At 74.6% G+C, this 26,047-nt stretch carries 28 protein-coding genes; 17 read left to right on the top strand and 11 right to left on the bottom strand.

What is annotated here, in order from left to right; all coding sequences use genetic code 11:
- The 3 genes from H505_RS0131275 to H505_RS0131265 all read right to left on the bottom strand — a co-directional run.
- The coding region (locus H505_RS0131275) for an FAD-dependent monooxygenase (protein ID WP_026405120.1) at window positions 1–1,082 on the bottom strand (1,082 nt) is incomplete at its 3' end.
- Between the two features lie 14 nt (window positions 1,083–1,096).
- The gene (locus tag H505_RS50790; protein ID WP_026405119.1) at window positions 1,097–1,909 is read right to left on the bottom strand and encodes a TetR/AcrR family transcriptional regulator; all 813 of its coding nucleotides are present in this window, start codon (window positions 1,907–1,909) and stop codon (window positions 1,097–1,099) included.
- Between the two features lie 68 nt (window positions 1,910–1,977).
- The gene (locus tag H505_RS0131265; protein ID WP_026405118.1) at window positions 1,978–3,522 is read right to left on the bottom strand and encodes a carboxylesterase/lipase family protein; all 1,545 of its coding nucleotides are present in this window, start codon (window positions 3,520–3,522) and stop codon (window positions 1,978–1,980) included.
- A gap of 151 nt (window positions 3,523–3,673) precedes the next feature.
- On the opposite strand from H505_RS0131265, the gene H505_RS0131260 reads away from it, so the two are divergent.
- Window positions 3,674–4,252, top strand: a complete 579-nt coding sequence (locus H505_RS0131260; RefSeq protein ID WP_026405117.1) for a TetR/AcrR family transcriptional regulator — start codon at window positions 3,674–3,676, stop codon at window positions 4,250–4,252.
- Between the two features lie 43 nt (window positions 4,253–4,295).
- Here H505_RS0131260 and H505_RS52540 read toward each other — a convergent pair whose 3' ends face one another.
- Window positions 4,296–4,997, bottom strand: a complete 702-nt coding sequence (locus H505_RS52540; RefSeq protein WP_026405116.1) for a cellulose binding domain-containing protein — start codon at window positions 4,995–4,997, stop codon at window positions 4,296–4,298.
- Window positions 4,998–5,108: 111 nt separating this feature from the next.
- Between H505_RS52540 and H505_RS0131250 the strand changes: the two genes are divergently transcribed.
- From H505_RS0131250 to H505_RS0131215, 8 genes are all read left to right on the top strand, one after another.
- On the top strand, window positions 5,109–5,573 hold the full coding sequence (locus tag H505_RS0131250; RefSeq protein ID WP_026405115.1) for a GNAT family N-acetyltransferase: 465 nt from the start codon (window positions 5,109–5,111) through the stop codon (window positions 5,571–5,573).
- A 56-nt stretch (window positions 5,574–5,629) separates the two neighbouring features.
- The gene (locus H505_RS0131245) at window positions 5,630–5,965 is read left to right on the top strand and encodes a YnfA family protein (RefSeq protein ID WP_026405114.1); all 336 of its coding nucleotides are present in this window, start codon (window positions 5,630–5,632) and stop codon (window positions 5,963–5,965) included.
- A 99-nt stretch (window positions 5,966–6,064) separates the two neighbouring features.
- The gene (locus H505_RS0131240; protein ID WP_026405113.1) at window positions 6,065–6,661 is read left to right on the top strand and encodes a PadR family transcriptional regulator; all 597 of its coding nucleotides are present in this window, start codon (window positions 6,065–6,067) and stop codon (window positions 6,659–6,661) included.
- On the top strand, window positions 6,658–7,854 hold the full coding sequence (locus tag H505_RS0131235) for an FAD-dependent monooxygenase (RefSeq protein WP_026405112.1): 1,197 nt from the start codon (window positions 6,658–6,660) through the stop codon (window positions 7,852–7,854). The genes H505_RS0131240 and H505_RS0131235 overlap by 4 nt, the downstream gene beginning before the upstream one ends.
- 113 nt (window positions 7,855–7,967) lie before the next feature.
- Window positions 7,968–8,228 carry a GlsB/YeaQ/YmgE family stress response membrane protein gene (locus tag H505_RS0131230; RefSeq protein WP_026405111.1) on the top strand — a complete coding sequence of 87 codons (261 nt, stop codon included), beginning with the start codon at window positions 7,968–7,970 and terminating at the stop codon, window positions 8,226–8,228.
- A gap of 120 nt (window positions 8,229–8,348) precedes the next feature.
- Window positions 8,349–9,131: an SDR family oxidoreductase gene (locus H505_RS0131225; protein ID WP_026405110.1), complete on the top strand. Its 783-nt coding sequence runs from the start codon at window positions 8,349–8,351 to the stop codon at window positions 9,129–9,131.
- 83 nt (window positions 9,132–9,214) lie between these two features.
- Entirely contained in the window at window positions 9,215–9,739 is a 525-nt protein-coding gene (locus tag H505_RS0131220) for a GNAT family N-acetyltransferase (protein ID WP_026405109.1), read from the top strand.
- A 25-nt stretch (window positions 9,740–9,764) separates the two neighbouring features.
- On the top strand, window positions 9,765–10,187 hold the full coding sequence (locus tag H505_RS0131215) for a DUF3151 domain-containing protein (protein WP_026405108.1): 423 nt from the start codon (window positions 9,765–9,767) through the stop codon (window positions 10,185–10,187).
- Here the strand turns inward: H505_RS0131215 and H505_RS0131210 are convergent.
- Complete coding sequence (locus tag H505_RS0131210) at window positions 10,174–11,601, bottom strand: FAD/NAD(P)-binding protein (protein ID WP_026405107.1); 1,428 nt, start codon at window positions 11,599–11,601, stop codon at window positions 10,174–10,176. The genes H505_RS0131215 and H505_RS0131210 overlap by 14 nt on opposite strands.
- 120 nt (window positions 11,602–11,721) lie before the next feature.
- On the opposite strand from H505_RS0131210, the gene H505_RS45465 reads away from it, so the two are divergent.
- The 3 genes from H505_RS45465 to H505_RS45460 all read left to right on the top strand — a co-directional run bounded on the left by H505_RS45465 (window position 11,722) and on the right by H505_RS45460 (window position 15,109).
- Window positions 11,722–12,813, top strand: coding sequence for a helix-turn-helix domain-containing protein (locus tag H505_RS45465; protein ID WP_034520740.1), 1,092 nt, complete (start codon window positions 11,722–11,724; stop codon window positions 12,811–12,813).
- 121 nt (window positions 12,814–12,934) lie between these two features.
- Window positions 12,935–14,218: an adenylosuccinate synthase gene (locus H505_RS0131200; protein ID WP_026405106.1), complete on the top strand. Its 1,284-nt coding sequence runs from the start codon at window positions 12,935–12,937 to the stop codon at window positions 14,216–14,218.
- A 45-nt stretch (window positions 14,219–14,263) separates the two neighbouring features.
- The gene (locus tag H505_RS45460) at window positions 14,264–15,109 is read left to right on the top strand and encodes a glycerophosphodiester phosphodiesterase family protein (protein WP_245592671.1); all 846 of its coding nucleotides are present in this window, start codon (window positions 14,264–14,266) and stop codon (window positions 15,107–15,109) included.
- Between the two features lie 21 nt (window positions 15,110–15,130).
- Here H505_RS45460 and H505_RS0131190 read toward each other — a convergent pair whose 3' ends face one another.
- Entirely contained in the window at window positions 15,131–15,574 is a 444-nt protein-coding gene (locus H505_RS0131190) for a winged helix-turn-helix transcriptional regulator (protein ID WP_026405105.1), read from the bottom strand.
- Window positions 15,575–15,667: 93 nt separating this feature from the next.
- Between H505_RS0131190 and H505_RS0131185 the strand changes: the two genes are divergently transcribed.
- Both H505_RS0131185 and H505_RS0131180 read left to right on the top strand, forming a co-directional pair.
- A complete protein-coding gene (locus tag H505_RS0131185) occupies window positions 15,668–15,853 on the top strand; it encodes a hypothetical protein (RefSeq protein ID WP_026405104.1) in 186 nt (61 codons plus the stop codon).
- Window positions 15,850–17,301 carry an MFS transporter gene (locus tag H505_RS0131180; protein WP_211238592.1) on the top strand — a complete coding sequence of 484 codons (1,452 nt, stop codon included), beginning with the start codon at window positions 15,850–15,852 and terminating at the stop codon, window positions 17,299–17,301. Before H505_RS0131185 ends, H505_RS0131180 begins: the two co-directional genes overlap by 4 nt.
- Window positions 17,302–17,558: 257 nt before the next feature.
- Here the strand turns inward: H505_RS0131180 and H505_RS0131170 are convergent, their stop codons facing one another.
- The 4 genes from H505_RS0131170 to H505_RS0131155 form a co-directional block, all read right to left on the bottom strand.
- A complete protein-coding gene (locus H505_RS0131170; protein WP_026405102.1) occupies window positions 17,559–18,770 on the bottom strand; it encodes a serine hydrolase domain-containing protein in 1,212 nt (403 codons plus the stop codon).
- A 153-nt stretch (window positions 18,771–18,923) separates the two neighbouring features.
- Window positions 18,924–20,117, bottom strand: coding sequence for a CU044_5270 family protein (locus H505_RS0131165; RefSeq protein WP_026405101.1), 1,194 nt, complete (start codon window positions 20,115–20,117; stop codon window positions 18,924–18,926).
- Entirely contained in the window at window positions 20,110–20,685 is a 576-nt protein-coding gene (locus H505_RS0131160; protein ID WP_034520737.1) for an RNA polymerase sigma factor, read from the bottom strand. Before H505_RS0131160 ends, H505_RS0131165 begins: the two co-directional genes overlap by 8 nt.
- A gap of 156 nt (window positions 20,686–20,841) precedes the next feature.
- Window positions 20,842–21,879, bottom strand: coding sequence for an alpha/beta fold hydrolase (locus H505_RS0131155; RefSeq protein WP_084551028.1), 1,038 nt, complete (start codon window positions 21,877–21,879; stop codon window positions 20,842–20,844).
- A gap of 75 nt (window positions 21,880–21,954) precedes the next feature.
- Here H505_RS0131155 and H505_RS45455 point away from each other — a divergent pair, with 75 nt between their 5' ends.
- Together H505_RS45455 and H505_RS0131145 are read left to right on the top strand one after the other, a co-directional pair.
- Window positions 21,955–22,587: a TetR/AcrR family transcriptional regulator gene (locus tag H505_RS45455; RefSeq protein ID WP_051301364.1), complete on the top strand. Its 633-nt coding sequence runs from the start codon at window positions 21,955–21,957 to the stop codon at window positions 22,585–22,587.
- Between the two features lie 98 nt (window positions 22,588–22,685).
- On the top strand, window positions 22,686–23,363 hold the full coding sequence (locus H505_RS0131145) for a hypothetical protein (protein WP_157433200.1): 678 nt from the start codon (window positions 22,686–22,688) through the stop codon (window positions 23,361–23,363).
- 9 nt (window positions 23,364–23,372) lie between these two features.
- On the opposite strand, the gene H505_RS0131140 is transcribed toward H505_RS0131145, so the two are convergent.
- On the bottom strand, window positions 23,373–24,458 hold the full coding sequence (locus H505_RS0131140; RefSeq protein WP_026405097.1) for a magnesium and cobalt transport protein CorA: 1,086 nt from the start codon (window positions 24,456–24,458) through the stop codon (window positions 23,373–23,375).
- A gap of 327 nt (window positions 24,459–24,785) precedes the next feature.
- Between H505_RS0131140 and purD the strand changes: the two genes are divergently transcribed.
- Complete coding sequence (gene purD, locus H505_RS0131135) at window positions 24,786–26,042, top strand: phosphoribosylamine--glycine ligase (RefSeq protein ID WP_026405096.1); 1,257 nt, start codon at window positions 24,786–24,788, stop codon at window positions 26,040–26,042.
- Window positions 26,043–26,047: the final 5 nt, after the last annotated feature.

The following is a 26,047-nucleotide window of genomic DNA, read 5'->3' as shown; positions in this document are numbered from 1 at the left end:
CCCCGAACAGCTCGCGCAGGCCCGTGACGTCGCCGCTCCGCGTCGTAGGTGTCGAGCAGGCCCGCGGGCGCGTCGCCGCGGACGTCCGCCGCGAGCTTCCACCCCAGGTTGAGCGCGTCCTGCATGCCGAGGTTGAGGCCCTGCCCGCCGGCCGGGTCCACGTGGGCCGCGTCGCCGAGCAGGAACACCCGCCCGTCCCGGAACCGCTCCGCCCGCCGGTTGCTGCCGCCCGTGATCCGCCGCAGCGCGTGCGGCCCCGCGCCGTCCGGCGGGCCGATCGGCACGTCCGCGCCGAGCACCCGGCGGACGCTGCCGCGCAGCTCGTCCAGCGTCATCGGCCCGTCCCCCGGCCGGTCCCACTCCATCGTGGCGACCGTCGGCGGCCGTCCCGGGAGCGGCGCGAACGAGAACCCGCCGTGCTCGGTGCGCTCCCCGAGGAACGGCCGGACGAGCCCGTGGCCGGGGACGTCGAGCCCGCCCGTCGCCGCGTCGATCCACGCGTCCGGCACGGTGACCTCGCCCCACCTGCGGGTGATGCGGTCATGGCTGATCCCGGGGAAGCCGATGCCGCACAGCTTGCGGGTGGTGCTGTGCCCGCCGTCCGCGCCCACCAGGTACCGGGCGGCGAGCCGGTACGTCCCGTCCGGGCCCGCCACGTCGGCGACCACGGCGCCGCCGCCCTGCTCCAGCCCCGCGAGCCGGTGCCCGTACCGGACGTCCGCGCCCAGCTCGGCCGCCCGCTCGGCCAGGACCCGGACGAGGCGCGGCTGCGGCACCGGCAGCGTGTGGACGGGGCTCTCGTCCAAGACGCCGAGGTTCAGCGGCAGCGCGGCGAACATGGAGAACGGCGCGGGCTCCGGCCGCGCCTTCCCGGCGAGCCGCTCGTAGAGGCCGCGCCGGTCGACCATCCGCACGACCTGCCCGACGAGGCCGTTCGCCTTCGGCTCGCCGTCCGGTCCGGGCGCCCGTTCGAGGACGACCGGCCGGAGCCCGGCGAGCCCCAGCTCGCAGGCCAGCATGAGGCCGTTGGGCCCGGCTCCGACGATGACGACGTCGGCGTCCGTTCGTGTGTCCGTGTCCATGTGGGTCCCTTCCGTCAGGGGGTGGGCAGGCCGGCCGCGAGCCGTTCGAGGGCGTCCCGCAGGACCGGTCCGGGCGGGGCCGGCCGCTCGCCGCGCAGGGAGTGCGCGACGGCCGCGCCGACCGCGGCGCCGAGCACCGCCGCCGCGAGCCCCGGGTAGAGGTCGCGGCCGGGGTCGGTGCCCGTGCGCGCGGCGATCGCGGCGGCCAGCTCCGCCTCGACCGCCGCGTGCGCCTTCGCCAACTCCCCCGCCAGCGCCGGTTCGGTGAGCATCAACCGAACCCCGTCCACCCGCCGCCGCACACCCGCGCCGTAGGGCCCGTCCGGCCCGTCCGGGCCGTGCGGGACGTCTGCGCTGGGGGCACCACCCGGAACATCCGGGGCGTCCGGGCCGCCCGGCACGCCCGCACCACCCGGCACGCCCGCGCCGCCGACGCCGCCCGGCACGCCCGCACCGCCCGGCACGCCCGCACCGCCCGGGGCGCCCGGGACATCCGGGCCGTCTGCGGTGGGGGCGAACTGCTCTTGGACGGCTGCGCTTATGGCGTCCCACAGGGGTTCGTCTGCCGGGCGCGCGCGCAGGCCGTCCGCTATGCGGCGCATGCGGTCGACGTGCCGGGCGGCGACCGCCTCGGCCTTGCCCGAGAAGTAGTTGCGGAACGTGCGGACGGACACGTTCGCCGCCGCCGCGATGTCCTCGATCGTCACCGCGCTCCACCCGCGCTCGACGATCAGCCCGATCGCCGCCGCACTCAGCGCGTCCCGCGTCTCCCGCTTCTTGCGCTCCCGCAGACCCGCCTCGCGGGGCCCTCCGCCGTCCACAGCCATGCGGGGGACCCTAGACGAAACTTGCCGATCCGGCAATCATTCCGGATCGGCAAGTTTTCGAGGCACGGTCAGCCGCGGCTCCAGAAGCGGTACTCGTGGTCGCGCTCGAAGTCCGCCCGCTCCCAGGCGCCGGACGTCAGCGACTGGACGTACCGGCCCGCCCGGCCCCGGTCGTCGCGCAGCCGCGGCCACGCCGCCTCGCCGCCGCCGTTCGGGTCGCCGGTCGCGGCGAAGCGCGTCCACGCGCCGATCAGCCGGTCGCCGAGCGCGGCCTGCTCCGCGGTGAGGTCCTCGAACAGGTCCAGGTCGAAGATGTACGCCAGTTCGGCCATGTGCTGCGCGGCGGCCGGGAAGCTCGGCGCCGGGTAGCCCGCGTACCAGGGCGTGTCCTGCTCGGCGAACTCGTACATCCGGACGGGCGTCCGCCGCGCCAGCGTCCGGGCGGTGTCGAGGGTCGGCGCCGCCCAGACCTCGTCGGTCTTCACCCGCGCCAGCGACCGCCCGGCCGAGTCGCCCAGCGGGTAGCGGCGCAGGACGGCGGCGGCCCGGCGCCCGTAGCCGTCCCGGATCGCCTTCTCGTACGCGTCGTCCGCCATCGGCTCACCGGTGGCGAGCTCCTCGCCGAGCACCCGCCCGTTCTCCTCGTCGCTGTTGACGCCGATCAGCACCGGCACCCGGTTGAACCGGCCCGTCCGGAACGCCTCGTCCACCGGCAGCGGGAGCTGCGGCGTGCCGCTGACGGGACGCGGCTCCCCCTCCCCGTACGCCTTCAGCAGCGACTCCATGGGCGTCTCGCGCAGGCAGCGCGCCGCGCCGACGCCGTCCGGGCACTCCTCCATCAGCTTCTCGACCACCGGCTCGCTCTCGGCGAGGGCCTCCGCCCGCGTCCGGGACGCGTTGCCCGGGACGCCGCAGGGCGCGCTCTGCACGATCGCCTTGTGGAACAGCCCCGCGGACGCCGGGGACGCGAGGTGGCCGCAGACCGCGAAGCCGCCCCCGGACTGCCCCATCAGCGTCACGTTGCGCGGGTCGCCGCCGAACGCCGCGATGTTCCCGCGCACCCAGCGCAGCGCGGCGCGCTGGTCGTCCAGCGCGAGCCCGCCCGACTCGGGGATCGACGGGTGGGTGAGGAAGGCCGCGGCGCCCAGCCGGTAGTTCATCGACACCACGACGGCGCCGCCCGCCGCGAGCCGCTCGGCGCCGTACAGGTCGCCCATGCCGTACATCAGGCTCCCGCCGTGCACCCACACGATGACCGGGAGTTTCCCCTTCGCGGCGGCCGGCGTCGTCACGTTGACGCTCAGGCAGTCCTCGGCGGTGCTGTACTCGCCGATCGGGTAGCCGGCCGGCTGCGCGCACGGCGCGCCGGGCTCGGTGGCGTCCCGGACGCCCGTCCAGCCGGCGGCCGGGCGCGGTGCGGCGAAGCGCTCGGCGGTGGCGTAGGGGATGCCCTGGAACGACCGCGCCTTCTCCCCGACGGTGCCGCGCACGGCGCCCTGGGAGGTCACCACGACCGACCGGTCGGTGTCCGCGCGGGCGGTCGCGCCCGGCGCGAGCAGCGCCGGCGTTGCGATGAGCGCGGCGCCGAGCGCCGCCGCCGAGAGTCGTTTCATCCGTCCGTCTCCTGTCGATCGAGCCGATGCGAGGACCGTAGACGACGTTTGCACGATCGCGCAAGACGATCGCGCAAGACGTCCGCGCAAAACGATCGCGCGAAACGGGTGCGCGAAACGATCGAGCAAACCGGTGCTAGGCTCCCGCGCCATGGGAAACCGCGAGGACCTGCTGGCGGGCGCGATGCGGTGCCTGCGCGAGAAGGGCTACGACCGGACCAGCGTCCGCGACATCGCCACCGCCGCCGGCGTCAGCACGGCGGCGATCGGCTACCACTACGGCTCCCGCGAGGCGCTGCTGACCCAGGCGCTCTTCGCGATCCTGGACGAGTGGGGCGACAGCCTCGGCCGCGCGCTGGCCCCCGACCCCGGGGACGACGCGGCGCACGGCTTCGCGCGCATGTGGGAGGGGCTCATCGAGCAGTTCACCGCCCACCCCGACCTGTGGCTGGCGAGCGTCGAGCTGTTCCTCCAGGCGCAGCGCCAGCCCGCGCTGCGGACCCGCCTGGCGGACGGCCTCGGCGAGGGCCGGCGCGGCATGGCCGCGATCCTGCAGAGCGTCCCCGAGGAGGAGGTGTCCGACGGCGCCGCCCGGACCCTCGGGATGCTGCAGACGGCGCTGATGTCCGGCGTGATGATCCAGGTGCTCGGCGATCCCGAGAACGCCCCCACGGCGGCGGAGGTGCTCGCCGGCCTGCGGGCCCTCGCCCGGCTCGCCGACCCGGAGTGACCGCCGGGTCAGGGCGCCGCCGCGAGGCCGGGCGGGCGGGACGTCAGCAGCGGCGGCCCGCCAGGGTGCAGTGGTCGGGGGAGGACGCGTCGCCCGCGGCCTGGAACGTCACCGTGGCGCGGCCGCCGGGCGGGAGGACGCCCAGGCGCGCGACGACGCTCCCGCCGGACCACTCGCTCGGCGCGCCCCACGCGGACGTGATCCGCACGCCGCGGCCGTAGCCGAACACCAGGTCGCCCGCGTCCACGGGACGTCCGCCGAGGTTGGTGACGGTGACGGCGCCGATGAAGTTCGTCCGCCAGTCGCCCCGGGTGCTGTAGTCGGCGCGCAGGCCATGGCGGGAGCCCCGGCGGCCGTCGTCCCGGTCGCCGCGGCCGTCCCGGCCGCGCCCGCGGTCGTCGCCGCCCGGGGTCGCGGAGGGCCGGGCGGTCGGCGTCCGGGTGGGCGACGTAGAGGGCGTGGGGGACGGCGCGGCGTCCGAGGCGACCGGTTCGCCCGGGGCGCTCGGGCGCCGGGAGGGATCGGACGGCTCCGGGGGCGCGGCGACGGCGCAGTCGGGCGCGCACCCGGAGGCGCGCGGCTCGGGCGGGGACTCGTTGAGCAGCGCCCAGCCGACGAGGGAGCCGCCGGCCAGGACGACCGCGACGACGGCGGCGGTCAGCAGGCGCCCGCGTCCGGCCGGGGGCGGCTTCTCCGGCGAGCGGTGCCGTCCCGGCGCGCGGCCCGGGCCGTCCCGGCGCTCCATCACGATCTTCCCCGCATGACTCGGGATCCAACCAGAAATGCCCGCTTTCCGCACGGGTCCCTCGGGTCCCCCGGTACCGTGATGCCCGGCTGGTCACTTTGGGGGAGCGAGATGCACATCGTCGTGGACGATCTCACCGGACCGGAGATCGCCGAGTTCCTGGAGGGGCACGTCCGGGAAATGCGGTCGATCACGCCGCCGGAGAGCAAGCACGCCCTCGATATCGACGCTCTGCGCCGCCCGGGCGTCACTTTCTGGTCCGTGCTGGACGCCCAGGTCATCGTGGGGTGCGGCGCGCTGTCGCGGCTGGACGGCGAGCACGCGGAACTGAAGTCGATGCGAACGGCGCCCGCCCGGAAACGGAGCGGAGTCGCGTCGTTGCTGCTGACGCACATCATCGGCGAGGCGGCGCGGATGGGATTCCTCCGGGTGAGTCTCGAGACCGGTTCGGCTCCGTTCTTCGAGCCCGCGAGAAAGCTTTACGAGAAGTTCGGGTTCGACTACTGCGAGCCATTCGGGAACTACCGTCCCGATCCGAACAGCGTCTTCATGACGAAGTCCCTCGCGGGGGCCTGAGGGCCGGTCCGTAGGCTGGAGCGTTCCCGCCGCCCGACGCTCCTGGAGCCCTCGCCGTGCTGATCGCCCGTTCCGTCGCGCTGTTCGTCCTCGCCGCACTGCTGGAGATCGGCGGGGCGTGGCTGGTGTGGCAGGGCGTGCGGGAGCACCGGGGCTGGATCTGGATCGGCGCCGGGGTGATCGCGCTGGGGGCGTACGGGTTCGTCGCGACGCTGCAGCCGGACGCGCACTTCGGACGGGTGCTGGCCGCGTACGGGGGCGTCTTCGTCGCGGGGTCGATCGTGTGGGGCGTCGTCGCGGACGGCTACCGCCCCGACCGGTTCGACGTCGCCGGGGCGCTCGTGTGCCTCGCCGGGATGGCCCTGATCATGTACGCCCCGCGCGGCGGCTGACCTCCCGTCCCGGACGTGCGGCGGCCGGGTGCGGCCACATAGTTGATGCTGACTAGTCATGCCTTGATAATCAGAATCAGCTAACTGAAGGAGGTGCCCGTGAGCGAGAAACGCGCAGTGGGCAACCCGCTGGCGCTGGCGGTGCTCGCCTGGCTGATGCTGGAGCCGATGCACCCCTACGAGCTGGGCCGCCGGCTCGAGGAGAGCGACCAGGACCGCAGCGTCAAGTACAACCGCGGTTCGCTCTACATGGTCGTCAAGCAGCTGGCGAAGGCCGGGTTCATCGTCGAGCACGAGACCGTCCGCGACACGCAGCGTCCCGAGCGGACCGTGTACGCGCTGACCGACGCCGGGCGCGCCGAGCTGTACGACTGGCTCGGCGAACTGGTGGCGCGGCCCCGCCAGGAGTACCCGCACTTCGGGGTGGCGCTGTCGCTGCTGGGCGTGCTGTCCCCGGAGCGGGCCGTGGAGCTGCTGGACACCCGGTCGGACGCGCTGGCCGCGGAGCTCGTGGAGACCCGCGACCGCGTGAAGGCCGCGTCCGACCAGGGCGTCGGGTGGGTGTTCCTGGTGGAGGAGCGCTACCGGATCGCCATGATCGAGGCCGAGCACCGCTTCGTCGGCGAGCTGATGGAGGCCCTGCGCGAGCCCGAGTACGTCCGGGGCTGGCACCAGATGTTCGGGGACCGGGCATGAGGGCGGCGCGGACGGCGCTCGTGATCGGCGGCGGCATCGCCGGGCCGGTCACCGCGATGGCGCTGCGGAAGGCGGGCATCGAGGCCGCGGTGTACGAGGCGTACGCGAGCCCGGCCGACGGCGTCGGCGTCACGCTGACCGTCGCGCCGAACGGGCTGGACGCGCTGGGCGTCGTGGACGCGGACGGGCCGGTGCGCGGCATCGGGCAGCCGCTGGTGCGCGCGGAGATGCGGGACGGCCGCGGCGGGCGGATCGGGGAGATGCCGGGGCCCGCGGGGCTGCCGCCCAGCCTGGGCCTGTGGCGGCACGAGCTGTGCCGGGTGCTGCACGAGACGGCGACCGCCCGGGGCGTGGACGTCCGGTACGGGAAGCGGCTCGCGGGAGTGGAGGAGCACCCGGACAGGGTGGTCGCGCTGTTCGCGGACGGCACGACGGCCGAGGCGGACGTGCTGGTCGGCGCCGACGGGATCCGTTCGACGGTCCGCGCGCTGATCGATCCGGACGCGCCGGAGCCGGTGGCCGCGCGGCTGCTGAACTTCGGCGGGGCCGCGGACGTCGCGGCGCCGGGGCGGCGGGACTCGTCCTACTTCGTGTTCGGCCGGCGCGGGTTCTTCGGGTACTGGGTGCAGCCGGACGACCGGACGGCGTGGTTCGCGAACCTGCCGCACGACCGGCCGGTGCCGTCGGCCGAGGCGCGGGCGGTGCCCCGGGCGGAGTGGCTGGCGCGGCTGCGGGAGGCGTACGCGGACGACGAGCCCGCCCGGGACGTCCTGGCCCGGACGGACGCGGAGGGGCTGGTGGTGCTGGGGTCCATGGAGAGCATGCCGAAGGTGCCGAGGTGGCACCGCGGCCGGATGGTGCTGGTGGGCGACGCCGCGCACGCGCCGTCGTCGAGCTCGGGGCAGGGGGCGTCGCTGGCGGTGGAGAGCGCGGTGCAGCTGGCGCGCTGCCTGCGCGACCTGCCCGATCCGGAGAGCGCGTTCGCGGCCTACGAGCGGCTGCGGCGGGCGCGGGTGGAGCGGGTCATCGACCGCGGGAAGCGGACGAACAACAGCAAGACGGTCGGTCCGGTGGGGCGGACGATGATGCGGCTGATGATGCCGGTCATGACGCGGACGTTCCTGTCTCCGGAGCGGACGCTCGGTCCGGAGCAGCGGTACACGATCGACTGGGACGCGCGCGTCGCCGCGTGACGCCGTCCGGCGTCGTGTGACGCCGATCATTGTCGGTTTTGTCGCTGTTTGTCGGGGCAGACCGCCGATCGAACGTCGCTCTACGCGCAGCGGCAGGAAGGGGACGACCGTCCATGATCGGCTTCATCATCGCGGGACTGATCATCGGGGCGCTGGCGCGGCTGATCAAGCCCGGGAAGCAGCGGATGGGGATCATCGCGACGCTCCTGCTGGGGCTGGTGGGGTCCGTGATCGGGGGCACCATCGCCAACATGCTGGGCACCGGGAGCATCTGGGAGCTCAACGTGCTCGGGTTCGTCGTCGCGGTGATCGCGTCCGTGCTGCTGATCGGCGTCGCCGAAGGGCTCGCCGGGCGAACGAAGGAGAGGCGCTAGGCGCCCGCTCGGGCGGGGCCGCCGGGGAACCGGCGGCCCCGCCGAAGTTTTTCCCGCCGGGATGTCACATTCCCCGGCGGGCTCCCGTCGTTCGGGCGAATCCACACTGGAGGAGGAGCCATGACGTCACCCATCCTGGTCACCGGAGGCACGGGCGCCCTGGGCCGCCGGGTCGTGCCGCTGCTGCGCGACGCCGGACGGCCGGTGCGGGTGCTGAGCCGCAGCGCGCGGGAACCGCGGGACGGCGTCGAGTTCGTCACCGGCGACCTGGTCCGCGACGAGGGCGTCGACCGCGCGGTCGCGGGCGTGGAGACCGTCCTCCACCTGGCGGGCGGCCGCAAGGGCGACGACGACGCGGCGCGGAACCTGGTGCGGGCCGCGAAGGCCGCCGGGGTGCGGCACCTCGTGTACATCTCGGTGATCGGCGCGGACGCGGTGCCGCTGGGGTACTTCCGGCAGAAGTACGCCGCCGAGCGCATCGTCGCCGAGTCGGGGGTCCCGTGGACGACGCTGCGCGCGGCGCAGTTCCACGGCTTCGCGCTCAACGCCGTCCGGGGCATGGCGAAGTCGCCGGTGATGCCCGCGCCGCGCGACATGCGGTGGCAGCCGGTGGACGTGCGGGACGTCGCCGAGCGCCTCGTCGAGCTGGCGCTCGGGGAGCCCGCGGGCATGGTCCCCGACCTCGCGGGCCCGAAGGTGTACGAGATGGCGCGGCTCGAGCGCGACTACCTGCGGGCGAGCGGCAAGCGGCGGCTGATGCTGCCGATCCGGGTGCCGGGCAAGGTCGGCCGCGCGTACAAGGCGGAGGACAACCTGTCCCTGGACGGCGCCGACTTCGGCGCCCGGACCTGGGAGGACTTCCTCGCCGAGGAGTTCGGCGCGGCCCCCGCCCGCCGCGCCTGACGGCCGCGGCCGGCCGTTCGTCCGGCGGATCGGCGCCCCCAAAGGGTTGCGTCATGAAACCCGCGTGCACTCCAATAGGTTTCATGACGCAACTCGCTGTGCGCGGCGCGGCGCGCACCGGCCCCCTGGACGACGTCCGCGTGCGTCCGTACGGGACGGCCGACGGCGCGCGGCTGCGCGGCTTGTCGGACCGCCTCTCCACCCGGAGCCTCTACGCGCGGTTCTTCTCCGGCACGCCCCGCATCCCCGACCACTACGTCGCGATCATGAACGGTCTCGACCACTGGGACCGGGACGCGCTCGTCGCCCTCCGGGACGGCGAGATGATCGGCATCGCCGAGTACTGCCGGGACGCGGACCGCCCCGGCCTCGCCGACCTCGCCGTCCTCGTGGGCGACCCGTGGCAGCGGCGCGGCGTCGCGACCGTCCTGGTCCGGTACCTGGCGCAGCTCGCGGGGCGGCGCGGCGTCCGCGCGTTCGGCGCGGACGTCCTGCCGGACAACCGGGAGGCGGTGCTGGCGCTGCACGGCGTGTGGCCGGACGCGGTCCCGGCATACCGCGACGGGCTCGCCCGGTACGTACTCCCGCTCCCCGGGCGCCCGGGTTGATACGCACAGGTAGTGGCCATTTACGATGAGCCGCATGACCCAGAACCTGCTCGGCGGCCCGCCTCCGACCGAACTTCCGGACAACACCGAGGCCCGCACGGCCCTGGAGAACGGCGTCGACCCGTTCGAGGTCGCCGCGCGCCACCCGGACCACCCGGGCGCCTGGGCCGAACTGGCCGACCGCGCCTTCGCCAAGGGCAGCGTGATCGACTCGTACGCGTTCGCCCGCACCGGCTACCACCGGGGCCTCGACCAGCTCCGCCGCGCGGGCTGGAAGGGCCAGGGGCCGATCCCGTGGGAGCACGAACCGAACCGCGGGTTCCTGCGCGCCCTGCACGCGCTCGGCCGCGCCGCCGCCGCCATCGGCGAGGACGACGAGGCCGAGCGCTGCAAGCGGTTCCTGCGCGACAGCAGCGCCGAGGCCGCCGACGCCCTCAACGGGGGCTGACGAGCGCCGCCGCGGCCCGCGCCGCCAGCGCGGCCAGGCCCGGTATCGAGGTCGTCAGGAACGGGCCGTCGCCCGCCAGGTCGCCCGCGACCAGCACGCGCGGGTCGGGGCGGCCGCCGACGACGAGCCGCCCGGTGCCCGGATCGACGGTGAGACCGCCGTCCGGGTGCCGGGCCGCCCCCTGCCCCAGCAGGGACGACACGAGCGGCACCGCGGCCCCCGGCACCGCGTGCGCGGGCGGGTTCACGGCGTTGACCACCGCGTCCGCGGCGCGGACGCCGCCCGCGTGCCCGACGCGGAACCGGCCCCCCGCCGCCGTGATCTCCCCGGCCCCCCGCAGGATCTCCAGCGTCCCGGCGCCGAGCAGGTCGAGCAGGACGGCGGCGTTGCGGGGCACCATCGGGGACGCCTGCACCGTGATCGCGCGGGCGTGCGCCCGCAGCCGCGCCCGGTCCGCCGCGGGGAGCCGCCGCCACGCGACCGCCCCCGCCGTGTGCGTGGCCGTCCGGACGATCCGGCGGCCCGGCAGCGGATCGCCCGTCAGCGCGAACTGCTCCCGGAGGGTCGCCGCCGGGTCCCCCGTCATCGACCGGGCGATCAGCGCCCGGACGTCCTCCCACGCGTCGCCGGCGTCGGCCAGCTCCCGCCGGACGAGCGCTTCGAGCCGCGCGAGGGTCACCGGCCCGTCGAGGGCCCGCAGGCCGTCCGGCGTGAGGTACCGGACGTCCGTCCGCACCGGGCGCTGCCAGACGTGCGGCAGCGTCCCGCTGCGGGACACGAGGCTGATGCGTCCGGTGTGCGCGCGCGCCGCCAGCGACACGACGACGTCCACGGCGGTGAGCCCGGAGCCGATCACGGCGACGTCCCGGTCCCGGGGGATGCCGTCGAGCGTCCGCTCCAGCGGGTAGGGGTCGAGGACGAACCCGGGCGCGCCCGCGAGCCCGTACAGGTCCGGGGGCGTCCCGCCGCCCACGCACAGGACGGCGGCGTCGGCCGTGCGGCTCCCGCCCGCGGTCTCGACCGTGACCCGGCCCCCGGGCGCGCCGAGGCGCAGGCCGGTCACGGCCGCCCGCACCACGTCCGCCCGGGCGAACCGGGCGAGGGCCTCGGCCGCCGTGTCCTCCAGGTACCGCCCGTACACGGCGCGCGGCGGCACCGGACGGCCGAGCCACGGGTCGTCGTGCTCGTCCGTCCCGCCGAGCCACTTCCCGTAGTGCTCCGGGTCGCCCGCCCGGATCGACATGATCTCCGGCGGCACGTTGACGCGCACCGACTCCAGGTCGGGCCCGTAGGGGCGGCCGCGCCACGGCAGCGGCGCCGGGTCGTAGACGGTGACGGACTCGACGGCGGCGGGGTCCAGGGAGTCGAGCAGCCCGACGGCCGACGCCCCCGCCCCGATGATCGCGATCTGCATGCGGTCGAGCTTCGGCGGCGGGCGCCGTCCGGCCCATCCCCCGGCGCGGGGGACCCGCCCGCCCCGGGACCCCCCGTTCGAGGGGGTCCGGGCGCGTCCGTCCCCGGGCAGACTGGCCGTATGGACGACCGACGCGCGCTGCTGGACGGCGCCGAACGCGCACCCGACGCGGCGGCCCTGTTCGGTGCGGTGTCCGCGCGGCTCCGCCGGCTCGTCGGCTTCCAGGCCGCCGCCTGGTCCGCGACCGACCCCGGCACCGGGCTCGTCACCGCGCCGATGCACGTCGAGAACCTCGGCCGCGGCGAGGACTGCTTCGCCTACTGGGAGACCGCGCTGCTGGAGGAGACCGTCCTCCCGTTCCGCGAGCTGGCCCGCGCCGCCGTGCCCGCCGCCGGGCTGCGGGCCGCGACCGGCGACCTGCCCGCCCGCAGCGTCCAGTTCCGCAAGCTCCTCGCCCGGCAGGGCGTCGGGGACGAGCTGCGCGCCGTGCTGCGCGTCGGCGGGCGCCCGTGGGGCGTCGCCAGCCTGTTCCGGGAGAAGGGCCGCGCCCCCTTCACCCCCGCCGAGGTGTCGCTGGTCGCGGGCCTCTCCGCGCCCCTGGCCACCCGCCTGCGCACCCTCGCCGTCCCCACCGGCGGCGGAGGGGCGGACGGGCCGGGGCCGGGGCTCGTGCTGTTCGATCCGGCCGGGGTGCCGCTGTCGATCAACGATGAGGCCCGGTACCACCTCGCGCGGGTCGCGGCCGGGCCGTCGGTACCGTCCCCGCTCGGGCCGCCGCTGCCGATCTGGCTGGTCGGGACGGCCGCGCAGGCGCGGGCCGTCGCGTCCGGGCACGACCGGGAGGACGCGCGGATCCGGGTCCGCACCCGCGACGGGCGGTGGCTCGTCTGCCACGCGACCTGCACCGAGGGCCCGGGCGGCGCGCCCGGCCCCACCGCCGTCGTCGTCCAGCCCGCCGCCGGGCCCGACCTCGCGCCGCTGATCGCGGACGCCTACGGGCTGTCGCCGCGCGAGCTGGAGATCACCGAGCTGATCGCGCGGGGACTGCCCACCGGCGACATCGCCGCCGAACTGGTCATCTCCCCGCACACCGTCCGCGACCACGTCAAAGCGATTTTCGGGAAGACGGGGGCGTCGAGCCGCGGCGAGCTGGTCGCGCGGCTGTTCGCCGACCGGCACTGGCCCCGGCGCGCGGCCGTCCAGGGCCGCTGACCAGGGTCGCCGCCCGGCCCGGGGTTTTCTCGGCGCCCGCATGCGGGTACGATCTGACCGCAAGAGGCCCCTTTCGCACTTGCGATTCAGGGGCCTTTCGTCGTGGGAAGGGTGAATCTTCATGCCGGCGATCGTTCTGGTCGGGGCTCAGTGGGGAGACGAAGGGAAGGGCAAGGCCACCGACCTGCTGGGCGGAGACGTCGACTACGTCGTCCGCTACCAGGGCGGCAACAACGCGGGCCACACCGTCGTCATCGGCGACAAGAGCTACGCACTGCACCTGCTGCCCTCGGGGGTGCTGTCCCCCGACGTCGTCCCCGTGATCGGCAACGGCGTCGTGATCGACCCGGCCGTCCTGCTGGAGGAGATCGACGGTCTGCGCGCCCGCGGCGTGAGCTGCGAACGCCTGCTCATCTCCGGCAACGCGCACCTGATCATGCCCCACCACCGGGCCCTCGACAAGGTCACCGAGCGCTACCTCGGCAAGGCCCGCATCGGCACGACCGGCCGCGGCATCGGCCCCGCCTACGCCGACAAGATCAACCGGATGGGCATCCGCGTCCAGGACCTGTTCGACCCGAACATCCTCACGCAGAAGCTCGACCTGGCGCTCCGCGAGAAGAACCAGGTCCTCACGAAGGTGTACAACCGGCGCCGCATCGACACCGGCCCGATCGTCCAGGAGTACGTCGCGTACGGGGAGCGGCTCCGCCCGTTCGTCACCGACACCACGCTCGTCCTGAACAAGGCCCTGGACGACGACAAGGTCGTGCTGCTCGAGGGCGCGCAGGGCACGCTCCTCGACATCGACCACGGCACGTACCCGTTCGTGACGTCGTCGTCCCCGACCGCGGGCGGCGCCTGCGCGGGCTCCGGCGTCGGCCCCACGAAGATCAACCGGGTGATCGGCATCCTCAAGGCGTACACCACCCGCGTCGGCTCGGGCCCGTTCCCCACGGAGCTGCTCGACGAGCAGGGCGAGTACCTCCGCAAGACCGGCGGGGAGTACGGCGTCACCACCGGCCGCGACCGCCGCTGCGGCTGGTTCGACGCCGTCATCGCCCGCTACGCCACCCGCGTCAACGGCGTCACCGACTACTTCCTCACGAAGCTGGACGTCCTGTCCGGGCTGGACCGCGTCCCCGTCTGCGTCGCGTACGACGTGGACGGCGAGCGGGTCGACGAGCTGCCCACCACGCAGACCGACTTCCACCACGCGAAGCCGATCCTCGAGTACCTGGACGGCTGGCGCGAGGACATCACCGCCGCCCGGACCTTCGAGGACCTCCCGAAGAACGCGCAGGCGTACGTCCGGGCCCTGGAGGAGATGTCGGGCGCCCAGATCTCCGCGATCGGCGTCGGCCCCGGCCGGGACCAGACACTGCAGCTCCGCCCGCTCGTCTGACTCCCGTCACCGGCCATTGCGGTTCGGCGGGTACGGTTGCTCACCGTGATCCGTACCGCCGAGCTGCACGGCCACCGCGGCGCCCGCGGCCTCCTTCCGGAGAACACCCTTCCCGGTTTCGCGCACGCGCTGGACCTGGGCGTCGACGCCGTCGAACTCGATGTGGGCCTGTCGGCCGACGGTGTCGTCGTCCTCGGCCACGACCAGGTCCTGTCGGCGGTGACGCTCGCCGACACCGCGCCCGCGCACCCGGGCGACCCGGCGTTCCCCTACGTGGGGAAGGCCGTCCGCGACCTCACCCTCGCGCAGCTCCGCACCCTCGACGCCGGCACCCGCCGGACGGCCGACGCGTTCGCCGTCACGCAGCGGGCGGCCCCGGGGACGCGGATCCCGACGCTCGCCGAGGTCTGCGACCTCGTCGCCCCGTCGGGCGCCGCGCTGGCCGTGGAGCTCAAGACCGACCCGTCCTGGCCGGACGCCGACGTGGCGCGGTTCGTCGCCGCCGTCGCGGACGTCCTGCGCACCGCCGGGCTCGCCGCCCGCAGCCGCCTGCTCGCCTTCGACTGGCGCGTCCTCACCGAGACCCCGCGCGAGTTCGGCCGGGTCGCGCTCATCGAGCGCAAGACGCTCGCCCCCGGCACCCGCTGGCTCGCGGGCCTCCCCTCCCGCGACCCCGTCGCGTCCGCGGCGGCCGCGGGCGCGACCGCCCTGTCCCCCGAGCACGCGATCACCACGCCCGGGCTCGTGGACGACGCCCACGACGCGGGCCTCGCCGTCGCCGTCTGGACGGTGAACGACCCCGAGGACATGGCCCGCTTCGTGAAGTACGGCGCCGACGCCATCGTCACCGACTACCCCGACATGGCCGCCCGCGCCCTGGTCCCGGCCTGATCCCGAGCGGCGCTCGGCCGCCTACTGCTTGGGGTCCAGGGTGAGCTCCCCGTGGCCGAGCGCGTCGCCGCACGCCGTGCAGTGCACCTCGGCGACGAACTCGTGCCCGCAGGTGTGCTCGAACCGGACGGGGTCCTCTTCCTGCCTGACGTGCTCGTGGCCCCACCGCTTCAGGGTCAGCAGCACGGGTGAGAGGGCGCGGCCCTTGTCGGTGAGGCGGTACTCGTAGCGGACCGGCCGCTCGCTGTACTGCTCGCGGGCGAGCACGCCGTGCTCGACCAGCTTCTTCAGCCGTGTGGTGAGGATGTCGCGGGGCGCGCCGGTGTTGCGGGCGATCTCGGTGAACCTCCGCTGGGCGTAGAAGAGCTCGCGCACCACGAGCAGACTCCAGCGGTCCCCGACGACTTCGAGGGCGTCGGCGATCGTGCAGTCCCTGGGTGTTTCCTCCGCGGGTGCTGTCGGCATGCTCACATTCTCGCGGCAGTGAGTTGTGAATCCAAACCGACTACTGCACACTGACGTCAGTTTGATTTACCAACCTACCCCCCGGAGGTTGCCATGCCCGCTGCCGTGATCACCGATGCGGTCCGCACCCCCTTGGCGAAGGGCAAGCCAGGCGCCGCCCACGCCGACGTCCATCCGGTCGACCGCCGCGCCGAAGTCCTGAGCGTCGACGACATCGACGCCTTTGAGGCCGGCGGGCTCGCCGACGCCGCCATCATCGAGAGGCTGGACCGCCGGTGAGCACCCGCGCGCCCGCGTCGAGCGGCGCCCCCGCGCCGACGGCCGAGGTCCCGGAGCACGCGGCCACCTGGACCATCGTGCTGCTGTGCACGGCGGCGTTCATGACGATGCTCGACCTGTTCATCGTGAACGTCGCCCTCGGGTCGATCGGCGAGACCTACTCCGGTTCCTCCCTGGCGGGGCTCAGCTGGATCCTCAACGCCTACACCGTCGTCTACGCGGCCTGCCTGATCCCGGCCGGGAGCCTCGCGGACAGGTACGGCCGCAAGCAGGGATTCCTCGTCGGCCTCGGACTGTTCACGATCGCGAGCGTCGGTTGCGCCGCCGCGCCCACGCTGGAGTTCCTCATCGCCTTCCGGGTCGCCCAGGCCGTCGGCGCCGCGGTGCTGACCCCGGCCAGCCTGGGGTTGATCCTGAGCGTCCTGCCCGAGGCGCGCCGCGCCGGCGCCGTGAAGATCTGGGCCACGAGCTCCTCCTTCGCGGGTGCGGCCGGCCCGGTCATCGGCGGGCTCCTGGCCCAGAGCTCGTGGCGCTGGGCGTTCCTGCTCAACCTCCCCATCGGCCTGGTCGCGTTCGTGATGGCCGCACGCCTCCTCCCGACATCCCCGCCGGCCGCACGCACGCGGGTCCCCGACCCGGTCGGGGCGCTGGCCATCGCCGCCGCGGTGGGCGCCCTGTCACTGGGCTTGGTCAAGGCCGAAGACCGGGGCTGGCTCGCCCCCGGAACGCTCCTCGCCGCCGCGATCACCGTGCTGGCCGTGCTGGTGCTGCTCCACCGCATTCGCACCCATCCGGAGCCGGTCATGCCCCCGCGGCTGTTCCGCGTGCCCAGCTTCACCATCGCCAACGTCGCGACCCTCCTTTTCACCGGCGCCTTCAGCGCCGTCTTCCTCGGCGTCTCGCTCTGGCTGGAGACCGCGGCCGGCTACGACCCGCTGCAGGCCGGACTGGCGCTGCTGCCCGGTCCGCTGGCCGTGCCGCTCTTCGCGGCCCTCACCCAGCGCTGGGCGAGGGACGTGCCGGCGAGGTTCGTCATCGCGGTCGGACTGGCGGTCTTCGCCGCGGGGTCGCTGCTCCTGGCCGTCCAGGGCGCGACCCACTACGCGACCGACGTCCTCCCCGGCTGGATCGTCATCGGCGTCGGTATCGGCATCGCGATGCCCACCCTCCTCGGCACCGCCACCGCCGACCTCGCCCCGGCCCAGGCTGCCACGGGCAGCGCCATCGTCAACACCGCCCGCCAGACCGGCTACGCCCTCGGGGTCGCCGGCCTCGTGGCGATCCTCGGCACCCGCACCACCGCGGACGTCCACACCGCGGGCGCCCGCGACACCTTCGAGAACGGCTGGCTCTTCGTCACGGCGCTCGTCCTGCTCAGCGCCGCGATCGCCCTCCTCATCCGCGCACGCCCCACCCCCCGAACCCCGGCGACCGGCAACAACGAATAGCTACGCAGGACCCGGGTCAAGGCGAAGACGTCCGTCTTCACCACCCCGCAAGCCCCCGAGTTCCGCCGACCGGGCGCGGCCGTCCCACCAGGACGGCCGCGCCCACTTCGTACCGGGGCGGGAACACGCGGGAGGCGACGTGCCACGCGAGGAAGGTGCCGATGCCCGCGCCGCCGTCGAACTCCACCGCTGGGCTCACAGCCTGTGAGCGCGTGGTGCTCCGTTGGGTCGGGAGGCGTGGGCCCGGCCATGGGGCGTCACGAGGAGCGGTCTCCGGTGGGGGCGCACAGGGCCCGGTCGATGAGGCGGGCGGCGGCGGCGTCCTTCGTGGTCTCGGTGTGTTCGTCGAGGGTCTCGGTGGAGATGGCCACGACGACGCTGCGGCGGCCGTCGGGGGCGACTCCGAGGCGGTTGGAGACGCCGAGCGAGTCGCCGCCGTGGTGCCAGTAGCCGCCGCCGCAGGTCAGCGGGCTCCATTCGAGGCCGAGCCCGTACCGGCCCTCGACCGTCCCGGCGCCGCCCGGTTCCCGCATCGGGACGGTCTCCTTCATCTCGGCCATCTGCGCCGGGGGCAGCAGGTCGCCGCGCATGAGGGCGCGGAAGAACCGGCCGACGTCGCCGGTGGTGGCGACCAGGCCGCCGTCGGCGTACGCGTCGGCGGTGAGCGTCACGTCGTACAGCCGGTCGTCGTCGAGGAAGCGCTGGTAGGCCGTCGCGTGCGGGCTGGGGAAGCGCCGCGGGTCCAACGGGACGGCGGTGCGGCGCAGGCCCAGCGGCCCGGTGATCCGGGTGCGCACCTCCTCCTTCCAGTCGCGCCCGGTCGCCTTCTCGATGATCATTCCGGCGAGGATGTAGTTGGTGTTGGAGTACGACCAGCGCTGCTCGTCCGGCCCCTCGGGGATCCAGTGGGGGCGGTGCCCCATGGCCATCGCCACGAGTTCCTCGGGGCGGTGGGTCCGGAACCGCTCCCGGACGAAGCCCCGGTACCCCTCGGTGACCGCGGCCTTGTACATCGGCTGGTCGAGGATGTAGTCGTGGAGGCCGCTGTTGTGTCTCAGCAACTGCCGGATTGTGATCTTGCGCCCGTCGTTGCCGTTGCCGGCGACCACGCCGGGCAGCCACCGCTCCACGGTGTCGTCGAGGCCGATCCGGCCCTCGGCGACCAGTTGCAGGACCACCACGGCGACGTAGGTCTTGGTGGTGCTGCCGATCCGGTAGTGCGCGTTGCGCGGCACCGGACGTCCGGTGGCGAGGTCGGCGACGCCCGAGCGGGCGGTCAGCGTGCGCCGCCCGGCGGTCGCCTCGGCCCAGGTACCGGTCACCCCGGTTCTCCGCAGCGCGTCGAGATCGCGCTGGAGGGCGGAGCCCTCCGCCGTCCGGGCGTCGGCGGGCGCCGCCGCCAGGGCCAGGGCGGCGGCCGCTGCCGCCGCCACCGCCGTCGTCCGCGTGTAGACGTTCCGCGCTTTCATCGGTCCTCCCCGTTCCGTCACCTGAGATAACGCTAAGTGATCGAAGGGCGCGAAGCATCAGGGCCAGACCGACTCTTCACGGTAGGGCGGGCCATACCTCGAACCTCCGGTCGGCCGCAGGGCCGGAGGGCCGCACGGCCGACCGGGCGGCGCTCACTCCGGGCGTTCGTCCGTCCATTCGGCCACGGTGAAGAGCTGGTATCCGGCCAGCTCACCGGGCTTGTGGAACCGGTCGGGCATGTTCTCGGCCCGGAGGCTGCGGGGCTTGCCGTCGTCCCCCGGCGGGAGCGTCCGGGACCCCTTCGGCGGCGTGGCCACCACGTCCCGGATCTCCAGCAGGGCGCCCTTCGCCGGGTCGACGATGAACTGCCGTTCGTAGGTGCCGAGCTGCTTCGGCGCGGTGTACAGGCCCAGCGGCATGGTCGTCTCCAGTGGCAGCGAGACCACGGTCCCCTTGCGCCCCATCCGGTCGGCCGCCTCGCCCCCGACCTCGACTCCCGGCAGGTCGGCGAGCATCCGGAACGCCGCCGCACGCACCTTCGGCGGCGCCGGGGCGCTCGACAGCAGCGTCCCCGCCACCTCGCTCAACGCCCGGACGCGCTCCGCGCCCTCCAGGGCCCGGATCGGCTCCTTCCCGGTGTCACCGGACGTGTACGCGTGCCAGTTGCCCTTCAGACCGAGCAGCGTGTTCTTCAGCGCCCCCGCCTCCGTCGGCATGCTCTCGATCTCCTGGACGGACAGGCCGAACGCACCCTCGTAGAGGTCCCATGGGAACAGCTGGCGCGACTCCGGCTCCGCCATCCACAGGCCGATCTGCCCGGGCCCTACGGGGTCGGGCACGTCCAGCCACTCGGGGGACCCCGCCGCCCGCCACTTCCGCATGTCCTCGTCCGTCAGCGGACGGTCGGTCTCCTCCTGCCTCCCCGCACGCTCCTTGCCGTCGGGGCCGACCCAGCTGATGAGCCGCTGCCGCGAATCGACCTTGTAGTGGTTCTCCGCCGTCTTCCCGACCGTGTAGACGTCGCCCAGCACCCATTCGGCGTGCCAGTACTTCCCGGTCGGCGCCTTCTGCGCGTTGTCCGCGGCCACCAGCAGCACGTTCCCCGGCTCCGCGCGGACCTCGCCGCCGCCCCCGCCGTCCGGGACGAGCGCCACGGCCGCCGCGGCCGCCGCGCCGGCCGCGACCACGCCCACCAGCGGGAGCGCGAAGCGCGGCCGGCGCCGTTCCGGCTTCGGCGGCGCGGCCCGCCGGTCGGTCCGCCAGTCGATGCGCGCGGCGAGCGCCTCGGGGGACTCCTCCTCGGCGAGCGCCGTCCGCATGCCGCGCAGGGCGTCGATCTCATCCATGGTTCTTCTCCTCCGGGAGGGCTTTGCGGAGCTTCTTGCGGGCCCGGTGGATGCGGGCCTTGACCGTTCCGAGCGGCAGGTCGAGCGCCGCCGCGATCTCCGGGTACGACATCTCGCCCCAGGCCAGCAGCAGCATGGGGCCGCGCTCCTTCACGGTCAGCGACGCGAGCGCCTTCGCCATGGCCGGTCCGAGGGCGGCCGCCGTCGCGCGCTCGCTCGCCCGTTCGGCGACGCCGTCCTCCGCCGGGTCGACGCCGGTGCGGGCGAACGCGCGGTACATCCGCGTCTCCTGCCGGTGGTGCCGCGCGATCAGGTTGCTCGCGATGCCCCACAGCCAGGCGCCGAACTCGGCGCGGCCGTCGAACCGCTCCCGCTGCCGGAACGCGGTCGCGAACGTCTCCGACAGCAGGTCGTCGGCCAGGACGGGCCCGAGCCGCCGGCGGACGTACGCGTGGATCCGGGGCCCGTACCGGCGGAACAGCTCGCCGAACGCCTCGGGGTCGTCGAGGGACGCCGCGACGATCCGCGCGTCGTCCCGTCCGTCCCTCGCGGGGCTCACCGTGGCCATGGGCCGGGGTATCCCTTCATGGGGTCCTCCACGTCTGGGGAGTGCTGACACCCTGCTCTATCCCGACCCGCCCCGACCGGTTGCGCGGACGCGGCGCGCGATTCCGGCCTCCGGGCCCGCCGGCTCTGCGCGCGCCTGCCGGAGGGTCCGGCGGCGTCAGGCGGCGTCGAGGAACGCGGCGATGTCGGCGGCGACCCTCTCGGGGTACTCCCCGTTGATCGCGTGCGAGGCGTCCGGGTAGACCTTCACCGTGCCGCTCCGCAGCGCGCGTTCGGCGACCTCCCGGGACGCGCCGGGGTCGTGCATCACCGACTCGCCGGCGAGGAGCGCCAGGACGGGCGTCCCGATGCGGCGCAGCGCCCGCTCGTCGATGCGGGACGGCTGCGGGAGCCGCAGGGTGTAGCCCTTCATGCCGCGCTCGATCATGTCCGCCACCGGCACGTCCTCCACCGGAGCCCCGCCGGCGGTGTAGGAGTTGAACGCGTCGCGCCAGGACTTCGGCAGCCACGGCACCGAGGCCGGGATGGCGCGGACCGCCGTCCCGATCGGTATGTCGGTGAACGTGTACACCGGGTCGAGGAGCGTCAGGGTGGCGACCTTCGCCGGTTCGCGCACCGCGAGGTTCGCGGCCGTCCACCCGCCGATCGACATCCCGACCACGTGGAAGGAGTGCTCCGGCAGCCGCTCCAGTACCTGGTGCAGCCAGGCGGCCTGGTCGGCGGCGGAGGCGATGGGCGCGTCCTGGACGCTCCGGCCCGGCTCGCCCAGCAGGTCGAGCGTGTAGACGTCGCCGACCCCGAGCAGGTGCGGCAGGTTGTCGGCCCATACCGGCGACGCCGACGCCCGGCCGGGCAGCAGCACCAGCGGCTCGGCCCGGTCCGCGGTGCCCTCGAACCGGTAGACCCGGACGAACCCGAAGTCGGTGCGCACGTCCAGCGTCGCGGCCGGCCGCGGCATGGCGGCCATCGCCCGGTCGTAGGCGGCCAGGAACTCCGCGCGCGCCTCGGCGCCGTTCCAGTGGCCCACCGGGGACGGCGCGCGCAGGGCGAACGCGAGGACCACGACGACGGCCGCGACGGCCCCGGCCGCGATCTTCAGCCGGCGGCGGCGCCTCCCGGTCCGCCGTGCCGGCGCCGCTTCCTCCCCGGCGGCCTGGGGATCCCGCTCGCTCCCGGCCTGCTCGCTCCCGGCCATCGCCCCTCCTTCTGAACAGCGGTCAAATTTCTCACCGTCGTTCAACAGTACTGCGGGATGGGGTAGCGTCCTGCCATGACCGCCAGGGGACCCGCACCCGGGAAGACGGACGAGACGCGCAGCTTCATCGAGCGGGCGCGGCGCGAGCAGCTCATCCGGATCACGATCGACCTGGTGGCGCAGGAGGGGTACGCCGCCGCGTCGCTGACCCGGATCGCGCGGACCGCGGGGATCACCAAGGGGGCGGTGCTGTACCACTTCGCGTCCAGGGACGCGGTCGTGGCGGCGGCGCTCGACCACGTCCTGGACGCGCTCGTGGCCGAGGTCGGCGCGGCCGTCGACGCGGCCCCGGCCGACCGCGCCCCGGCCGTGTACGTGCGGCGGATGGTGGGGCACCTGGCCGAGCACCGCGACCACGCCCGCATGATCACCGAAGCGATGGCCGCCGCCGGCCCGCCCGCGGGGGAGACGCGCTGGGGGCCTCTCGCCGGCCTCCTCGCGGCCGCCCGCGGGGCTCGCGGGCTCGGGCCGGGACCGGACCCCCGGACGCTCGCGATCATCGCGGGCGGCGCGATCGACGGGATCGTCGGGGAGTGGCTGCGCGACGACGGCTACGACACCGCGGCCGCCGCGGACACGCTCGTCGCCGTCCTGGAAGCCGCCCTCTTCCCCCCGGACGGCGGCACCCCCCGCGCGGCGCGGAACTGATCGCCGGACGGCCGCACCCGGACCGCGCTTGCCGGGGGCCGGGCGTTCTGAGGATGATGATCGGCGACCGGTACGGTGCCCGGTCGTTGGAGGCTTCGATGCTCGCCAGGCGCTTCGGTTACGCGGTCTCCCCCGAACCGGCCGCGGCCACCACTCCCGCGGTACTGGAGCAGCTTCGCCCGCCCATGGAGAGGGCGCGCAGGATGCGCCGCTTCATGGTCGTGCTGGCGGTGGTCGGGACGGCGGTGCTGGCGGTGGTGCTCGCCGTGCAGTTCGAGAGCGCCGCCCTCGTCGCCGTCGCCTGCGTGGTCATGCCCGTGTTCTGCCTCTTCATGTGGGTGATGGAGCGCAACGACCGGCCGTCCGTCGGGTCGCTGACGGGCCCGGAGGCGAACGCGCTCGCGCCGGTCCTCGAGCGCGAGCCGTGGCAGGTGTGGCCGTGCCGCGTGGAGCAGGTCGAGGCGCACACGTGGGGCGCGACGGTCCACGTGTTCCTGCTGGACCCGAACGAGAACACGGCGGCGGTGCTGAAGACCCGGCTCCAGCACCGCACGTGGATGTCGCTGACCGACGGATACGGGGTGCTGTGGTTCGCGGGCGACCTGCGGTTCGGGGGCGTGCTCGCCGACCCGTCCGATCCGGAGGCCGCGGCCGGCCCGACGGTGTCGTACGCCGCGCCCGTCCCGCGGGACACCGCCGCCCCGCCGGGCGGGAACTCCGTCATCGCGGAGGAGCTGCGGCGGCAGGCGGTCGGCTGGGTGTTCGGGCAGCTCTGAACCGGCGGGTCAGAGCCAGCCGTTGCGGCGGAACCCGCGGTAGAGGGACAGGCAGGCGAGGCCGATGACGCCGAGGATCATGAAGTAGCCGTACCGCCAGTCGGTCTCGGGCATGACGTCGAAGTTCATGCCGTAGATGCCCGCGATGGCGGTGGGCACCATGAAGATCGCGCCCCAGGCGGAGATCTTGCGCATGTCCTGGTTGTCGGCGACCGTCACCTGCGTCATGTGCGCCTGCAGGATCGGGTTCAGCAGCTCGTCGTAGGACTCGACCTGCTCGCGGACGCGGGTGAGGTGGTCCTCGACGTCGCGCAGGTACTCCTTGATCTCCGCCGGGACGAACCGGCGGCCGGACAGGCTGCGCAGCGGGCCCGCGAGGGGGCCGACGGCCCGCTTGAGCTGGATGACCTCGCGCTTGAGCCGGTAGATGCGGCGCGACTCGTCCGTCCGCTCGGGCGAGAAGACGGCCTCCTCGACCTCGTCGATGTCCTCCTGGACGGCGTCGGCGACGTTGACGTACCCGTCGACGACGTGGTCGGTGACGGCGTGCAGGACGGCGGCCGGGCCGTGCACGAGCCGGGACGGGTCGCGTTCGAGGCGGGTGCGGACGGGCGCGAGCTCGCCGTGGGTGCCGTGCCGGACGGTCACGACGAAGTCGGGCCCGCAGAAGATCATGATCTCGCCGGTCTCGACGACCTCGGAGCCGTCCTCGCCCGGGACGTAGCCGACGGTCTTCATCACGACGAAGTGGACGTCGTCGTAGCGCTCGTGCTTCGGGCGCTGGTGCGCGTGGATGGCGTCCTCGACGGCGAGCGGGTGCAGCCCGAACACCTCGGCGAGGTCGGCCAGCTCGGTCGCGGACGGTTCGTGCAGCCCGACCCAGACGAAGCCGGCGCTGTCGCCCTCGGGGGTGAGGCGGCCGTCGCGGATGAGGCGGACGGCGTCCCCGACGGTGTCGGTGCAGACGCGGTGGCCGTCGATGTAGGCGGCCCAGTCGATGACGGCGGAGCCCCGGGGCGGGCCCTGCCGCGGCGTGCCCTGGGGGCGGCGCGCCTTGAACAGCGCGCGGGTGGGACGGACTCGCGTCATGGCCATGAGGTGCTCCTAACCGCCGGCCACGCGCGCATCGCGCGCTCGACCCTAGAGGGAGCGCGCGGGGGCGGCCGGACGCCAGAGGGAGGCGGACGGACGGACAGTCATCGGACTGTGAGGGTTCTCCGGCGAACTGCAAGGATCACCAGGACTCATCCCGACCACCTCCTTCCGGACACACCACGACCACGGTCTGTCAAGGCCGATCGCAGCGTACCAGCCGATCGTTAGGACGTCGTGAGGTTCGGGGAAGTTCACCGCACCCCGGTGTGACGGCGGACTCATCGGACGAACCGCCCCGCGGCCGCCGGATCGGTAAGCTCGCGTGACGTGCGAGTACTCGTCCTTGGATCGGGTGGCCGCGAGCATGCGCTCGCCCGCGCCCTGCACCGCGACCCTGCCGTCACCGCCCTCCACTGCGCCCCGGGCAACCCCGGCACGGCGGAGATCGCGGACAACCACCAGCTCGACCCGTCCGATCCCGCGGCGGTGACCGGGCTCGCCGCGCGGCTGCGCGCCGAACTGGTGGTGATCGGGCCCGAGGCGCCGCTGGTCGCGGGCGTCGGGGACGCGCTGCGCGCGGCGGGCGTCCCGTGCTTCGGCCCGGACCGGGAGGCGGCCCGCATCGAGGGGTCGAAGGCGTTCGCCAAGGAGATCATGGCGGCGGCCGGGGTGCCGACGGCGGACGCGCGCGTCTGCTCGTCCCGCGCGGAGGCGGAGGAGGCCCTCGACGCGTTCGGCCCGCCCTACGTGGTGAAGGACGACGGGCTCGCGGCGGGCAAGGGCGTCGTGGTGACCGAGGACCGCGACGTGGCGCTGGCGCACGCGGAGGCGTGCGACCGGGTCGTGATCGAGGAGTTCCTGGACGGCCCGGAGGTGTCGCTGTTCGCGCTGTGCGACGGCCGGCACGCCGTGCCCCTGCCGCCCGCGCAGGACTTCAAGCGCGCCCTCGACGGCGACGCGGGCCCGAACACCGGCGGCATGGGCGCCTACACGCCGCTGCCGTGGGCGCCGGAGGGCCTGGTCGACGAGGTCATGGCCACGGTCGTGCAGCCGACGCTGGACGAGCTGCGCCGCCGCGAGACCCCGTACGTCGGCACCCTGTACGCGGGCCTCGCGCTGACGTCGAAGGGCGTCCGCGTGGTCGAGTTCAACGCGCGGTTCGGCGACCCCGAGACGCAGGTCGTCCTGGACCGGCTCGCCACCCCCGTCGCGACGCTCCTGCAGGCGTGCGCGATCGGCGGCCTCGACCCCGACGCCCGGCCCGAGTGGCACCCGGGCGCCGCCGTCACGGTCGTCGTGGCGGCCGAGGACTACCCGGCGTCGCCGGTGAAGGGCGACACGATCACGGGCCTGGCGGAGGCGGACGCCGTGGACGGCGCGTACGTCCTGCACGCGGGCACGAGCCTGGACTTCGACTCCGGACGGCTCGTCGCGAGCGGCGGCCGCGTGCTGAGCGTCGTCGGCACGGGCGCGGACCTCGCGGCGGCCCGCGCGGCGGCGTACGAGGCGGTCGGGAAGATCGGCCTGCGCGGCTCGCACCACCGGACCGATATCGCCCGCACGGCCGCCGAAGCCGTGTCATGATTACA

The sequence above is a fragment of the Actinomadura rifamycini DSM 43936 genome (assembly GCF_000425065.1).
Lineage (GTDB): Bacteria > Actinomycetota > Actinomycetes > Streptosporangiales > Streptosporangiaceae > Spirillospora > Spirillospora rifamycini.
The sequence above is the reverse complement of the archived record's forward strand: the minus strand, read 5'-3'. Positions and strand labels throughout refer to the sequence as shown.

Bases quoted from the DNA above. Each gene is read 5' to 3' on its own strand.
- H505_RS50790 (WP_026405119.1), bottom strand. From the start codon at position 1,909: ATGGCTGTGGACGGCGGAGGGCCCCGCGAGGCGGGTCTGCGGGAGCGC.
- H505_RS0131265 (WP_026405118.1), bottom strand. From the start codon at position 3,522: ATGAAACGACTCTCGGCGGCGGCGCTCGGCGCCGCGCTCATCGCAACG.
- H505_RS0131260 (WP_026405117.1), top strand. From the start codon at position 3,674: ATGGGAAACCGCGAGGACCTGCTGGCGGGCGCGATGCGGTGCCTGCGC.
- H505_RS52540 (WP_026405116.1), bottom strand. From the start codon at position 4,997: ATGGAGCGCCGGGACGGCCCGGGCCGCGCGCCGGGACGGCACCGCTCG.
- H505_RS0131250 (WP_026405115.1), top strand. From the start codon at position 5,109: ATGCACATCGTCGTGGACGATCTCACCGGACCGGAGATCGCCGAGTTC.
- H505_RS0131235 (WP_026405112.1), top strand. From the start codon at position 6,658: ATGAGGGCGGCGCGGACGGCGCTCGTGATCGGCGGCGGCATCGCCGGG.
- H505_RS0131230 (WP_026405111.1), top strand. From the start codon at position 7,968: ATGATCGGCTTCATCATCGCGGGACTGATCATCGGGGCGCTGGCGCGG.
- H505_RS0131225 (WP_026405110.1), top strand. From the start codon at position 8,349: ATGACGTCACCCATCCTGGTCACCGGAGGCACGGGCGCCCTGGGCCGC.
- H505_RS0131220 (WP_026405109.1), top strand. From the start codon at position 9,215: ATGACGCAACTCGCTGTGCGCGGCGCGGCGCGCACCGGCCCCCTGGAC.
- H505_RS0131215 (WP_026405108.1), top strand. From the start codon at position 9,765: ATGAGCCGCATGACCCAGAACCTGCTCGGCGGCCCGCCTCCGACCGAA.
- H505_RS0131210 (WP_026405107.1), bottom strand. From the start codon at position 11,601: ATGCAGATCGCGATCATCGGGGCGGGGGCGTCGGCCGTCGGGCTGCTC.
- H505_RS45465 (WP_034520740.1), top strand. From the start codon at position 11,722: ATGGACGACCGACGCGCGCTGCTGGACGGCGCCGAACGCGCACCCGAC.
- H505_RS0131200 (WP_026405106.1), top strand. From the start codon at position 12,935: ATGCCGGCGATCGTTCTGGTCGGGGCTCAGTGGGGAGACGAAGGGAAG.
- H505_RS0131190 (WP_026405105.1), bottom strand. From the start codon at position 15,574: ATGCCGACAGCACCCGCGGAGGAAACACCCAGGGACTGCACGATCGCC.
- H505_RS0131185 (WP_026405104.1), top strand. From the start codon at position 15,668: ATGCCCGCTGCCGTGATCACCGATGCGGTCCGCACCCCCTTGGCGAAG.
- H505_RS0131170 (WP_026405102.1), bottom strand. From the start codon at position 18,770: ATGAAAGCGCGGAACGTCTACACGCGGACGACGGCGGTGGCGGCGGCA.
- H505_RS0131165 (WP_026405101.1), bottom strand. From the start codon at position 20,117: ATGGATGAGATCGACGCCCTGCGCGGCATGCGGACGGCGCTCGCCGAG.
- H505_RS0131160 (WP_034520737.1), bottom strand. From the start codon at position 20,685: ATGGCCACGGTGAGCCCCGCGAGGGACGGACGGGACGACGCGCGGATC.
- H505_RS0131155 (WP_084551028.1), bottom strand. From the start codon at position 21,879: ATGGCCGGGAGCGAGCAGGCCGGGAGCGAGCGGGATCCCCAGGCCGCC.
- H505_RS45455 (WP_051301364.1), top strand. From the start codon at position 21,955: ATGACCGCCAGGGGACCCGCACCCGGGAAGACGGACGAGACGCGCAGC.
- H505_RS0131145 (WP_157433200.1), top strand. From the start codon at position 22,686: ATGCTCGCCAGGCGCTTCGGTTACGCGGTCTCCCCCGAACCGGCCGCG.
- H505_RS0131140 (WP_026405097.1), bottom strand. From the start codon at position 24,458: ATGGCCATGACGCGAGTCCGTCCCACCCGCGCGCTGTTCAAGGCGCGC.